Annotated in this window: 13 protein-coding genes; 4 read left to right on the top strand and 9 right to left on the bottom strand. The window is 61.8% G+C overall.

The genetic code is table 11. The features are described 5' to 3' along the window. Position 1: 1 nt before the first annotated feature. The 3 genes from N2601_RS10640 to N2601_RS10630 are packed head-to-tail and all read right to left on the bottom strand — an operon-like array spanning position 2 to position 4,784. Positions 2-2,827, bottom strand: coding sequence for a DUF4159 domain-containing protein (locus tag N2601_RS10640; protein ID WP_104823767.1), 2,826 nt, complete (start codon positions 2,825-2,827; stop codon positions 2-4). Continuing rightward, positions 2,824-3,744: a DUF58 domain-containing protein gene (locus tag N2601_RS10635; RefSeq protein ID WP_104823766.1), complete on the bottom strand. Its 921-nt coding sequence runs from the start codon at positions 3,742-3,744 to the stop codon at positions 2,824-2,826. Before N2601_RS10635 ends, N2601_RS10640 begins: the two co-directional genes overlap by 4 nt. Before the next feature lie 26 nt (positions 3,745-3,770). Continuing rightward, positions 3,771-4,784 (bottom strand): AAA family ATPase, encoded by a 1,014-nt coding sequence (locus N2601_RS10630; RefSeq protein ID WP_104823765.1) that lies wholly within the window; start codon positions 4,782-4,784, stop codon positions 3,771-3,773. 168 nt (positions 4,785-4,952) lie between these two features. Between N2601_RS10630 and N2601_RS10625 the strand changes: the two genes are divergently transcribed. From N2601_RS10625 to N2601_RS10615, 3 genes are read left to right on the top strand one after another with little or no spacing between them, the layout of a single operon-like run. Continuing rightward, positions 4,953-5,576 (top strand): DUF1285 domain-containing protein, encoded by a 624-nt coding sequence (locus N2601_RS10625; protein ID WP_104823764.1) that lies wholly within the window; start codon positions 4,953-4,955, stop codon positions 5,574-5,576. Next, positions 5,573-6,208, top strand: a complete 636-nt coding sequence (locus tag N2601_RS10620) for an NUDIX hydrolase (RefSeq protein ID WP_104823763.1) — start codon at positions 5,573-5,575, stop codon at positions 6,206-6,208. Before N2601_RS10625 ends, N2601_RS10620 begins: the two co-directional genes overlap by 4 nt. Next, a complete protein-coding gene (locus N2601_RS10615; RefSeq protein WP_260303075.1) occupies positions 6,205-7,461 on the top strand; it encodes a CCA tRNA nucleotidyltransferase in 1,257 nt (418 codons plus the stop codon). Before N2601_RS10620 ends, N2601_RS10615 begins: the two co-directional genes overlap by 4 nt. Positions 7,462-7,471: 10 nt before the next feature. Here the strand turns inward: N2601_RS10615 and N2601_RS10610 are convergent, their stop codons facing one another. From N2601_RS10610 to hemF, 3 genes are all read right to left on the bottom strand, one after another. Continuing rightward, complete coding sequence (locus N2601_RS10610; protein WP_104825157.1) at positions 7,472-7,657, bottom strand: DUF1059 domain-containing protein; 186 nt, start codon at positions 7,655-7,657, stop codon at positions 7,472-7,474. A gap of 136 nt (positions 7,658-7,793) precedes the next feature. After that, positions 7,794-8,072 carry a hypothetical protein gene (locus N2601_RS10605; RefSeq protein ID WP_104823761.1) on the bottom strand — a complete coding sequence of 93 codons (279 nt, stop codon included), beginning with the start codon at positions 8,070-8,072 and terminating at the stop codon, positions 7,794-7,796. Between the two features lie 89 nt (positions 8,073-8,161). Then, a complete protein-coding gene (gene hemF / locus N2601_RS10600) occupies positions 8,162-9,073 on the bottom strand; it encodes an oxygen-dependent coproporphyrinogen oxidase (RefSeq protein WP_260303074.1) in 912 nt (303 codons plus the stop codon). A gap of 172 nt (positions 9,074-9,245) precedes the next feature. Here hemF and N2601_RS10595 point away from each other — a divergent pair, with 172 nt between their 5' ends. Next, positions 9,246-9,503, top strand: coding sequence for a hypothetical protein (locus N2601_RS10595; protein WP_104823759.1), 258 nt, complete (start codon positions 9,246-9,248; stop codon positions 9,501-9,503). 2 nt (positions 9,504-9,505) lie between these two features. On the opposite strand, the gene N2601_RS10590 is transcribed toward N2601_RS10595, so the two are convergent. The 3 genes from N2601_RS10590 to N2601_RS10580 all read right to left on the bottom strand — a co-directional run bounded on the left by N2601_RS10590 (position 9,506) and on the right by N2601_RS10580 (position 11,718). Then, the gene (locus N2601_RS10590) at positions 9,506-9,766 is read right to left on the bottom strand and encodes a VOC family protein (protein ID WP_260303073.1); all 261 of its coding nucleotides are present in this window, start codon (positions 9,764-9,766) and stop codon (positions 9,506-9,508) included. Positions 9,767-9,778: 12 nt separating this feature from the next. Further along, positions 9,779-9,916 carry a VOC family protein gene (locus N2601_RS10585; RefSeq protein ID WP_260303072.1) on the bottom strand — a complete coding sequence of 46 codons (138 nt, stop codon included), beginning with the start codon at positions 9,914-9,916 and terminating at the stop codon, positions 9,779-9,781. Positions 9,917-10,074: 158 nt separating this feature from the next. Next, positions 10,075-11,718, bottom strand: a complete 1,644-nt coding sequence (locus N2601_RS10580) for a Na/Pi cotransporter family protein (RefSeq protein ID WP_260303071.1) — start codon at positions 11,716-11,718, stop codon at positions 10,075-10,077. Positions 11,719-11,802: the final 84 nt, after the last annotated feature.

Genomic DNA, 11,802 nt, shown 5'->3' with positions numbered 1-11,802 from the left:
CTTACTGCCCCAACCGTTCCAAAATGTCCGGGATGTGCACCTGATCAGACTTATAGTTGCCGGTCAGCATGTACATCATGATGTTGACGCCGGTGCGGTAGGCATATTCGCGCTGTGTCTCGTCCGGCGGCACGGTCGGCAGCAATGGAATGCCGTTGTCGTCGGTCGCCCAGGCGCCGGCAAAGTCGTTGCCGGTGATCATGATCGGGGTCACTCCGTCCGAGGAGGAGACCGCATTGCCGTCGCCGCGCGTATCCTGCCGCGCCTCGATCCAGAGCGGGCTGTCGGCATAGCGGCCGGGAAAGCTGGACAGCAGATAGAAGGATTTGGTGAGCACGTGACCTGCGGGCACCGGCTCCAGCGCCGGAATGTCGAGATTGGCGAGGATCGCCTGCAGCCGCTGGCCATTCGGGCTCGGCGTCGTGTTGTCGCCCATCGTGTCGATGGCGTCGCGCGTGTCGAAAAGCACGGTGCCGCCATTGCGCATATAGGCGTCGATACGATTGATGGCATCGTTGGACGGCATCGGCGCGGTGGCGGAAATCGGCCAATAGATGATGGGATAGAAGGCGAGCTCGTCCTTGGCGAGATCCAGGCCGACAGGCGGTCCCGGCTCCAGAGTCGTGCGGTAGGTGAGGAAATCGGAGAGGCCGGCAAGTCCGCGCTCGGACGTATGATCGACGTCGGATTCGCCCGTGACGACATAGGCAAGATGGGTCTTGTCGAGCCGCGAATAGATGGTGTCGTCCCCGGGTTTGGAATCGTCGGCCCAGGAATTCGTCGGATGCAGGAAGGCGGCGGTCGAGATTGCCAGCAATAGGACTGCTGCACCGCCGGCGATCGTCTTCGGTGATTTCCGAAGGCGCGGGAAGGCACCGTTCATGAAGAGCACGATGAGGCTGTCAGCCAGAAGCACCAGGAAAGCGATGGTGAAGAGGATCGGCTTGGCCGACCAAGCCTCGCCGCCAATCAGCCCCTCACGCGCCACGGATACGCTCGGGCCGGAGGCATCCAGCGGCCGGAGTTCTGCGCCGTCGGGCAGGACGTTGAGCGCGGTAAAGCCTTCCTCCGAACCGTAGAGGCCGGGCGGGTTGTCGAAGTTGGCAGCGATTGCGCCTTTGTTGTTCGGATCGAGCGGGCGGGCGTTGCCGGTCTCGCTGGTCAGAACGCCCTTGGCGGTCAGCAGCCGGAATGGCGGCAGGGCTTCGCTGGTCTTCGGCGCGCTTTCGGTCGAGGTGACGCCGCCGGAGCGCGAAAGCTGCACGATGCGACGCAGCATCTCGACGAAATCGCCGGAGATCGGCAGATCGGACCATTGCGGTTCGGCGCTGACATGGAAGAGGACGACGCGGCCGGCCTGCATCTGCTTTTCGGTCACCAGCGGCGTACCGTCGGCGAGGCTAGCCCAGGTGCGTTCGGCAAGATCGGGTGTCGGCTCGGCCAGCACCTGCCGCTTGATGAGGACGTTGGTCGGCTTCGGCATGCCGGCGAAGGGGCCGAAGGAGGGGAAGTCGGCAAGCGGCTGCGGTTCGGCCCAGGAGAGTGCGCCGCCGAAGGTGCGTTCGCCCTGGCGCAACGTCACCGGCACCAGCGGGTCCTCGGCGGGAGCGGCGGCAAGGCGCGGTCCGGCGAAGCGCACCAGCGTGCCGCCATTCTGGATCCATCGCTGCAATGGCGCGTAGCTTTCCTGAGGCAGGCGGCCGACATCGGCCATGATCATGACGGAGGGATTGCCGGCAAGCAGCTCGGGGATCGATTTTGCCACATCCGCGCTGTTCGGCTGGATCAGATCGGCATAGGGCTGCAGGGCGCGCTGGATGTAATAAAGCGGCGACAGGATCGGCTGGAATTCGTCGGCGGCCTGCCCGGACAGAAGCGCCACGCGGCGGCGCTTGAAACCATCGTCGAGCAGATGCACAGCGCCGGCGCTTGCGTGGCGGTCGATACTAATACGGGCAAAATCGTTGCGCATTTCGAATGGGGCGGCGATGGTGCCTGTTGCGACCGTCTGGCCGCCGGCGAAATTCAGCGAACCGGCCGCGATCGGCCGTCCCTGATTGTCGAGTGCGCTGAGCCCCAGCCGGAGCGGGCTGCTGCCGTTCAGCCGCGTTGCGGTGATGGTCATATTGTCGGCGGCGTTGGTGGCGCCGGTGATGGCCAGCACTTCGCTGCCATCGCCTTCGATGAGGCGCAATTCGCTGGGCTCCAGGGCGGCGAGCTGGTTGACAATATCGTCCTTGTTCTTGCTTTCGGCGCCGTCGGAAAGGAAGGCGATCGTGCCCGGCTTGGTGCCGTTCAAAGCGGCTTTGATCGCCTGGGCGACGCGTTGGCGATCCGGCACCAGCGGCCTTGCATTGGCCGCGTGCAGCTTGTCACGGGCGGCGCCAGCAGCGCCGGGCGTCGTGTCGTTGCTCTTGTCTGCGGTGAAGGCGATGGAGACGGGGATGCCTTTGGCGTCGGCGTCGTCGATCAACGCGTCGGCCGTCTGCACACGGCGCTCCCAATCGGCAGCGCTCGCCCAGCTATTGTCGATGACCAATACCAACGGTCCGTCGCTCGACAGCGTATTGGTGCGCGGATTGAACATCGGATTGGCGATGGCGAGGATGACCAGAGTGGCAAGCACCATACGCAGCAGGGTCAACCACCAGGGGCTACGCGCCGGCGTTTCCTCGCGCTTCAGGATCGTTGCCAGAATACGCAGCGGCGGAAAGACTTCCGCTCTCGGATGCGGCGGCGTCAGGCGCAGCAGCCACCAGATCGCCGGAAGCAGGATCAAAGCGCCAAGGATAGCCGGGGAGGCAAAGGCAAAGGAGAGCGCGCTCATGGCTGCCCCCCAAGCGTCGCCTTGGCGGGCATGCCGGAGAGATACATATGCACGGCGACCAGCGCTTCCGATGTCAGTCGGTCGGTGCGGTGGCTGACGAAAGTCCAACCGAGATGGCGCAGTGATTGGCCGAGATTTTCGCGGCGAGCGAGATAGGCGCGCTGGTAATCTTCCCGCAGGTTTTCCGCCCGGCCCGCCACTAGCTTCGTGCCGTTTTCCGGGTCGGTGAATTCGGTGCGGCCGCTATAGGGGAAGACCTCTTCGGCCGGGTCGGCGACCTCGACCACATGGCCGCGCAATCCGCGGCGAGCCAGAGGCCCGATCCGGCCCATGACGGTGTCGGCATCGTCCAGAAAATCGCCGATCAGGACGATATCGCTCCAGCCACGGATCATGCTGGTCTGCGGCAGACCGCCTTCGAGCGGGGTGTGCATCAGGGCCGCTGCCAGGCGCTCGGCGGCGTTGCGGGTCGCAACCGGCTCCATGATGCCGGGGCAGCCGATGCGTTCGCCGGAACGGGAAAGAATTTCCGCCAGCGCCAGCATGAGGACGAGCGCACGGCCTTCCTTCGAGACATGGCCGTAGGTCGATTTATACATCATGGAAGGCGAGAGATCGGCCCAGAGCCAGATCGTGTGAGCGGCCTCCCATTCATGATCGCGGATATAGGTATGATCGTCGCGGGCCGAGCGGCGCCAGTCGATACGAGACAGGCTCTCGCCCTCGGTATAGGGGCGGAACTGCCAGAAATTTTCGCCGATGCCGCGCTTGCGCCGGCCATGCCAGCCGGCAATCACGGTATTGGCGATGCGCTTGGCTTCGACAAGGCAATCCGGCACGAGGGCAGCACGGCTGCGGGCTCGGGAGAGGGCATCATTGCCTGGGGTCGGGCTGACGATCTGTCCGATGGATGCCACGCGCTATACTCTCCTCGACACCCTGGTTACGATCTCGACCGCTTGACCAGGCCTGCAATCACATCCCGCACCGACATGCCTTCCGCACGGGCGGCGAAGGTCAGAGCCATGCGATGTTCCAGCACAGGCTCGGCCAGGGCATGCACGTCGTCGAGCGACGGCGCAAGCCGGCCTTCATACAGCGCGCGGGCGCGGGCGCAGAGCATCATTGCCTGGCCGGCGCGCGGGCCAGGGCCCCAGGCGACGTGCTTGTCAGTCGTTTCATTGCCTTGGCCGGGGCGCGCGGAACGCACCAGCGACAGGATGGCATCGACGACGCCGTCGCTGACCGGCATCTGGCGGATCAATTTCTGGATTTCCATCAAGCGCGTGGCATCGATCACGGCACGCGGCGTCGCTTCGCTGAGGCCGGTGGTTTCCAGCAGGATCTTGCGTTCGTCGGCAAGCTCCGGATAATCGACATCGACCTGCAGCAGGAAGCGGTCGAGCTGTGCTTCCGGCAGCGGATAGGTGCCTTCCTGCTCCAGCGGGTTCTGGGTTGCGAGAACGTGGAACGGCGCAGGCAAATCGTAACGCTGCCCGGCGATGGTGACATGATACTCCTGCATCGACTGCAGCAGCGCCGATTGCGTGCGCGGCGAAGCGCGATTGATCTCGTCAGCCATCAGCAATTGCGCGAAAACCGGGCCCTTGACGAAGCGGAAGGAGCGGCGGCCGGTCTCATCCTGGTCCATGACTTCCGAACCGAGAATATCCGATGGCATCAGGTCCGGCGTAAACTGGACGCGATTGGCGGCAAGGCCGAGAACGGCACCGAGCGTGGTCACCAGCTTGGTCTTGGCGAGGCCCGGCACGCCGACGAGCAGCGCATGGCCGCCGGCCAGCACGGCAAGCAGCGTATTCTCCACAACGCTCTCCTGGCCGAAGATGACCTTGGAGACTTCGGCACGGATGGAGGCGATATCTTTCAGCGCCTGTTCGGCGGATGCGATGATGGCCTGGTCGTCGAGGCTCGTTTCGGTCGATTTGATCATGCCCATTTGCATCTCCAACGGCAGAAAAACGGTACGCGCGATTCGCAGACCTTACACATTTGCCCCATAATCAATAGAACCTATCGTTATGAAGACGGCTGACAAGCGCGTTTCGAATGACTATCTCGTGAGAGAGGGCCGTATTCGTAACTAAGCACAAACCGGGACGGAAGAATGGCAACCGAGGAAATCAGAGGGGCGAGCGATGCGGCAAGTCTGGCTGCGCTGATTTCGCGCGCGGCCGGCGATGCCGGCGCACGCAAGAAGAGCCTGCCGCCCGTCGATCGCTGGGAGCCCCCGTTTTGCGGCGATATCGACATGGAAATCCGTGGCGACGGCACCTGGTTCTATATGGGAACGCCGATCGGCCGTGCACCGCTGGTCCGGCTGTTTTCAACAGTGTTGCGCAAGGATGCGGATGAAAAGACCTATCTCGTCACACCTGTGGAAAAGGTGGGTATCCGCGTCGTCGATGCGCCGTTCATCGCTGTCGAAATGAGCGTGACCGAGCGCGAAGGCAAGCGGGTACTGACATTCCGCACCAATGTCGGCGACGTTGTCGAGGCGGGCAGGGAACATCCAATCCGTTTCGTCATCCGTGGCGAGAACGACGAGTTGAAACCCTATCTTCACGTCCGCGGGCGGCTGGAGGCGCTGGTGACGCGCGCGGTGATGTATGATCTCGTCGAACTCGGCGAGACCGTTGTGATCGCCGGGCGCGAGATGTTCTGCGTGCGCTCGGGCGGTACGATCTTCCCGGTCATGCCGGTTGCCGAACTGGATGCCTTAACGCGATGAGCGAATTTCCGCTTTATTCCGCCGCCGAATTCCGCCGCCGCGCGCTCAATCAGAGCGGCGGTCCGGTCGAGCTTGCCTGGCGCGACCATGGCGACCACGCCCTCAATCCGGATACTACCTTGCAAGTCGAAGGCCTGAAGCTGCGCGACGCTGCGGTGTTGGTGCCCGTGGTGGACGATGGCGACGACGCCAGCGTCATCTTCACGCTGCGCACCTCGACATTGCGCAAACATTCCGGTCAGATCGCCTTTCCCGGTGGTACTATCGATCCGGAGGATGCGTCGCCGGAAATGGCGGCGGTTCGTGAGGCAGGTGAAGAGATCGGATTGGCGGACGTCTTCATCGAGCCCGTCGCCCGATTGCCGCATTATCTGGCTGCGACCGGTTTCCGCATCACGCCAATCCTCGCCGTGGTCAAGCCTGGCTTCGAACTGGCGCTCAATCCTACAGAGGTGGAGGACGCTTTCGAAGTCCCGCTCTCCTTCCTCATGAATCCCGGCCATCACGTGACCGACAGCATGGTCTGGCAGGGGATGGAGCGGCATTTCTATCGCATGCCCTATGGTCCGCGCATGATCTGGGGCATTACCGCCGGCATCGTCCGCACGCTTTACGAAAGGCTTTATTCATGACCTCCATTGCCGGCGAGGCCTGGTTCCAGGACGGAGCGCTGCAGCGGGTGCTGGCGTTGTTGAACGGCGATGGCGGCGAGGGGCGTGTCGTCGGTGGGGCAGTGCGCAACAGCCTGCTCGGGCTGCCTGTTGCCGATATCGATATCGCCACGACGCTGCTGCCCGAGGCTGTCGTCGGGAGGGCCGTTGCCGCCGGCATCAAGGCAGTGCCGACGGGCATCGCGCATGGGACGGTGACGCTGGTCGTCGATGGAAAGCCTTTCGAAACCACGACCTTGCGGCGCGATATTGAAACCGACGGCCGGCGTGCCCTGGTGGCATTCAGCGATGATTGGCAGGCCGATGCCGAGCGGCGCGATCTCACGATCAACGCGCTCTATGCTTCGGCCGATGGCGAAGTCGTCGATATGGTCGGCGGGCTCGCCGATCTGGAGCGCCGCAATATCCGCTTCATCGGTGATGCGGCGACGCGGATTGCCGAGGATCATTTGCGGATCCTGCGTTTCTTCCGCTTTTTCGCGCATTACGGCAGTGGAAGACCGGATGCGGACGGACTGCGCGCCTGTGCGGCCGCGCGGTCGAAGATCGCGACGCTTTCGGCCGAGCGTGTCTGGTCAGAGATGAAAAAGCTGCTTGCGGCCAAGGATCCGGGCCGGGCGCTGCTCTGGATGCGGCAGGTCGGGGTGTTGACCGAGGTGCTGCCGGAGACCGAGAAGTGGGGGATCGACGCCATTCCCGCGCTTGTCGCCACGGAACAGGCACTCGGCTGGGCGCCTGATCCGCTGCTGCGGTTGGCAGCCATCGTGCCGCCGGATGCCGCGAGGTTGGCAAAGCTTGGCGAACGACTGCGGCTGTCGAAGGCGGAAGCGGCCTATTTGCAGGACTGGGCGAATGCGCCCGGCATCAAGGACGATGTGTCCGAAGCGGCCTTCGATCGCCTGCTCTACCGCCACGATGCATCCGGCATTGCCACCCGGCTGAAGCTGGCGCTTGCAGTTGCACGGGGCAAGGCGGAAGGCGATTTCGAGGAGATGGCGCGCGCTGCGCGGATCGGCAAGTTGCTGGAGCGGACGGCCCGGTGGAAGAAGCCGGTCTTTCCGGTCAATGGCGGGGATGCGCTAGCCGTAGGCGTGAGCGCAGGGCCTCGGGTCGGCGAGATCCTGGGTAAACTTGAGCAACAATGGCTCGACGGCAATTTCGCCATGAACCGAGCGGATCTTCTCGCCCGGCTCAAGGAATTGACCGAGTCCTGATGTCCGTTGATCAGGCGGCGCTCGCCTCGTCGCGAATGCGGGCCTTGATGTTGTCGACCATATTTTCGCGGATGATCGTCTCGCCATGGGCGTTGCGCATGTGCTCGACAGCGCGACGAACCACTTCGGCATCGTCATTGGCGCGCGTGTGCCAGTCGCATCCAGGTACAAGTGTACCACATTCGAACAGTCGCATATCTGCCTCCTGATATTTTGACGCCATGAAAGACTTCCAGCCGAACGGCGGCTTGAAGGTCAAAACGCAAAAGGTGGGGAAAGGTTTCGGACGTCCGGCAGGGCCTCCACCCTGCCGGACGATTACTTCCCGGATATCAATCCGGCATGGCCCAGGATTTGAAGCAATCCGAAGATTGATACTTCGGAACGGGCGCTTGCTTTGCCGGGCGGTCGGATACGATGCGTGCCACATCGCTCGGCGACTTGCCAGCCAACTGCATTCTGACCTGCTCGATGAAGCAGGAGAGTGGCAGATCCGACCCGCTTCTAACCCTCATGTCCTCAGCCAGCCGGACGACGAAATCCGGCGTATCGACTGTGCGCGAAAGCTTTTGTTCCTTCGCGGCTTCTGCCACTTGATTCTGTACTGCCATTACAACCTCCTCCGATTGAAACGAGCATTACCTAACCTCGGTACTCCTCCGAACTAATTCAAGATTTTTCTGATTTAGCATTTGCCATTCTATGGCCAGCGCACGACGGGTGGCAAGGACGATAAGATCGACTCCACGTTGCCTCCTGTCTTTAGCCCGAATATTGTACCCCTATCGTAAAGTAAATTGAACTCCACATAGCGCCCGCGACGAATTAATTGTTCGTCACGATCTTCTTCGGACCAGACGTCATTGAAATTCGAGCGCACGATCCGCGGGTAGACCATGGAAAATGCGCGCCCGACATCACGCGTGAAGGCGAAATCCGCGTCCCAACCGCCTGCCTCCTCCCCAGAATGCAGCCAGTCAAAGAAAATGCCGCCGATGCCGCGCGGTTCATTGCGATGCTTCAAATAGAAATAGTCGTCGCACCAAGTCTTGTATCGCGGGTAGTCTGCAACCGTATGACGGTCGCAAACAATCTGCATGGCACGATGGAAGAGGACGCTGTCGGGGTCTTCCTGCGTGCGCCGCCGGTTGAGCACGGGCGTCAGGTCGGCGCCGCCGCCGAACCAATGGCTGGTCGTCACCACCATGCGCGTGTTCATGTGCACGGTCGGTACGTTCGGGTTGACGGGGTGAGCGATCAGCGACAGGCCGGAGGCCCAGAAGCGCGGATCTTCCTCTGCACCCGGAATCTGGCTGCGGAAATCGGGCGAGAAATCGCCATAGACGGTGGACGTATGAACGCCGACCTTTTCGAAGACGCGGCCCTCCATGATCGACATACGTCCGCCGCCGCCTTCGCCGTTCTCTCTCAGCCAGTCCTTGGCGACGAAACGCCCCGGCTCCTGGTCCGAGAGGGGGCCGGCAAGCTCGTCCTCCAACTGTTCGAATTGCGCGCAGATCGCGTCCCGCAGGCTTTCAAACCAGCCCTTGGCCGCTTCTTTCTTGTCTTCGATGTCTTCGGGTAGTCCTTTGGGAAGTTCCGGTCGTTCCATGTATGCTCTCCGGCGGGGCGGGCCGCCAGGAGCCCGCGATTCACGTAATGTCGATTCCCGGTCTGAATATCAGCATCATCGCATCGTCACCAGCGCGCTGGGCTCGCCGGAGAATCGACTCGCAAATTGCCAAATGCGGTATTATCTTCCCTCTCAAAGGCGAGGTTTCACGATGAAAATACCCGGACCGCCGCCCCTTGACGGGTTGAGACGCAGGATTTCACGTTACCGGCAGGAAAAGCCTACCGGCGGAAAAGGTGATTTTGTCCGCGAGACTTTTTGTCTCAGTCGCCCGGAAGCGCGGGCCAAGGCCCGCGAGTGGTTCGATGAATTTCCGAAAGCCGCCTATTGGACCGAAGTCGAAAGCTGGCGGCAGGTGGAAGGCGATCGCATCGAATTCACCATGCGGCGCCTCCCGTCAGCCGATTGATATCAGGCAGTCGAACGCTGGCAATTGATCATCCACGGCACGCCGAACTTGTCGACCAGCATGCCGAAACGCTCCGCCCAGAAGGTTTCATCGATCGGCATGGTAACCGTGCCGCCCTCCTGCAAAGCCGCAAACAGCTTCTCCGCTTCTTCCGGCCTGTCGATTTGAACGGAGACCGAGAAACCGCATTTCCTGCCGGTTTCACCTGGCCTGCCGTCCGAAGCCATCAAGACAGCGTCGCCGACCGTCAGCCGCGCATGCATGACTTTATCGCGCTAGTGCTCCGGCGTTTGGCTCGCCACATTCGGATGGCTGTAGTCCATGACGGTGAGCTCGCCGCCAAGGCATCGATGGTAGAATTCGAGAGCTTGCCGGCAATCGCCGTCAAAGATCAGATAGGCATCCAGACGCATGACGTTTCCTCCATGTGTCATTTGCGAATGTTCTACAGCATAGGCTTCTAAAGTGGCGATAATGCAATGACGAGAAATTTTCTGTATTGTTGAACGAAATCAAAGCATAAGGGACGGATTTTTCTTCCGTTTTCGATCTTCGCGTTCGCCGCAACCGGCTACTGCGTATTTCGCAACCGGCTCTCGATCAGCAGCCCGCTTTCATCCAGGATCGGATGCGCTACCGAGACGATGTGAGCATTGATGCGCTTCAGGTCGCGCAGCATGTCGAGATGCAGCGAGCTGGTCTGCAGGCTGTCAACGCGGCCGTCGCGCAGGCGTTCGAGATGCCGCTCGGAGGATTGTTTCTCCAGCCGGCGGACGTCGACCTTCACCTCCATGAGCTGGCGAGCGAGGTTGAAATCGCGGGTGACGAAGATCGTCTGGGCGATACGCAGGTTATCGATCGTCAGGTTGAGGAGGCTCTGCAGCTCCTGATAGCCATCGCCAGAGAAGGTCAGGCCCTTGCCGATCTTCTTGGCAACCTGTTCGGCGAGACCCTTCTCGATGATGTCGCCGATATGTTCGAGGTTGATGGCATAGTCGATGATGACGATCGAGCGGCGGCCGTTTTCGTCGTCCAATCCCTCGCGCCCGAGCTTGGAGAGGTAGATCTTTACCTCTTGCTGGATTCGGTCGACGCGCTTTTCCAGAACCGCGATTTCCTTCAGGGGAGCAAGATCGTTGTTGTTGAGCGCGTTTTCGGTGCGGATCAGCATGCGTTCGATGAGGTCGCCGACACCCAGAACCTCGCGCGTTGCGCTGGCGAGCGCGATGACTGGCGTGTTCAGGGCGTGCTGATCGAGAAATTTCGGGCCGTCGTCGGCTCGCGGATCGTCGGCCACAATCCGCCGCATCATCTTCGACAAGAAGGACGAGAAAGGCCAAGCGCAGATCGCGAGGGCGATGTTGAAGAGCAGGTGAATGTCGACCGGTAGCTTGGCAGGCGAAAAATGCAGGGCCTGCATCCACGCGCCGATATAGCCAGCAAAGGGCAAGACGATGAGGCAGCCGATGGTGCGCACGATCAGATTGCCGAGCGTCACCCGCCGCGCAGTGGCGGGGCCGGAGAGGGTAGCAATGACCGGTGGAACCGCGCCGCCGAGATTGGCGCCGAGTACGAGCGCGACGGTCAGGGCTGGGGAGAGAATGCCGGTCGAAGCGAGAGACAGGATCAGCACGACCACGGCAAGACTAGACGACGAGAGGAAGGCGAGCACGGCCGAAAAGATCAATGCCACGGGCAGAGCGCCGTCCAGCAGGCCGATAAAGGCGCCAAGCGCCGGCGATTGCCGCATCGGTGCCGTGGCGAGGCTCAGCAATTGCAGCGACAGAAGCATCAAGCCGATGCCGATCAGTGCCGCACCCGCGCCCTGTTTGGTGGTGGACGAGCGGCGATAAAGCACGATGCCGATGAGAATGATCAGCGGCGACAGCCATTCGATGCCGGTCGCGACGATCCAGGCCGTCACCGCGGTACCGACATTGGCGCCGAGCAGCACGATCTGCGCCATGCTCGGCAAGACGAGTTCGCGCTCAACGAAAGAGGCAATCATCAGCGCCGTTGCGGTCGAGCTCTGCAGCGCGACCGTTGCCACGAAGCCGGCGGTGAAGGAACGAAGCCCGCCGCGCGTGCTGCTGGCAAGGCCGGTTCTGAGCTTGGCGCCAAAGGCGCGTGAAACACCATCCTTCACCTGTGCGAGGCCGAACAGCAGCAAAGCAACGGCCCCGAACAAATTGATCATCACGACGGTGGATTCCATTTCGCCTTTTTATGTCTTTCTCATGCCGTCATGTTTTCAATGATTGTCGGAAGTCGGACGGAAGCTACTGAAAAGGCATGAATT

This window comes from Rhizobium sp. CB3060, from assembly GCF_025200735.1.
Taxonomy (GTDB): Bacteria; Pseudomonadota; Alphaproteobacteria; order Rhizobiales; family Rhizobiaceae; genus Rhizobium.
The sequence above is the reverse complement of the archived record's forward strand: the minus strand, read 5'-3'. Positions and strand labels throughout refer to the sequence as shown.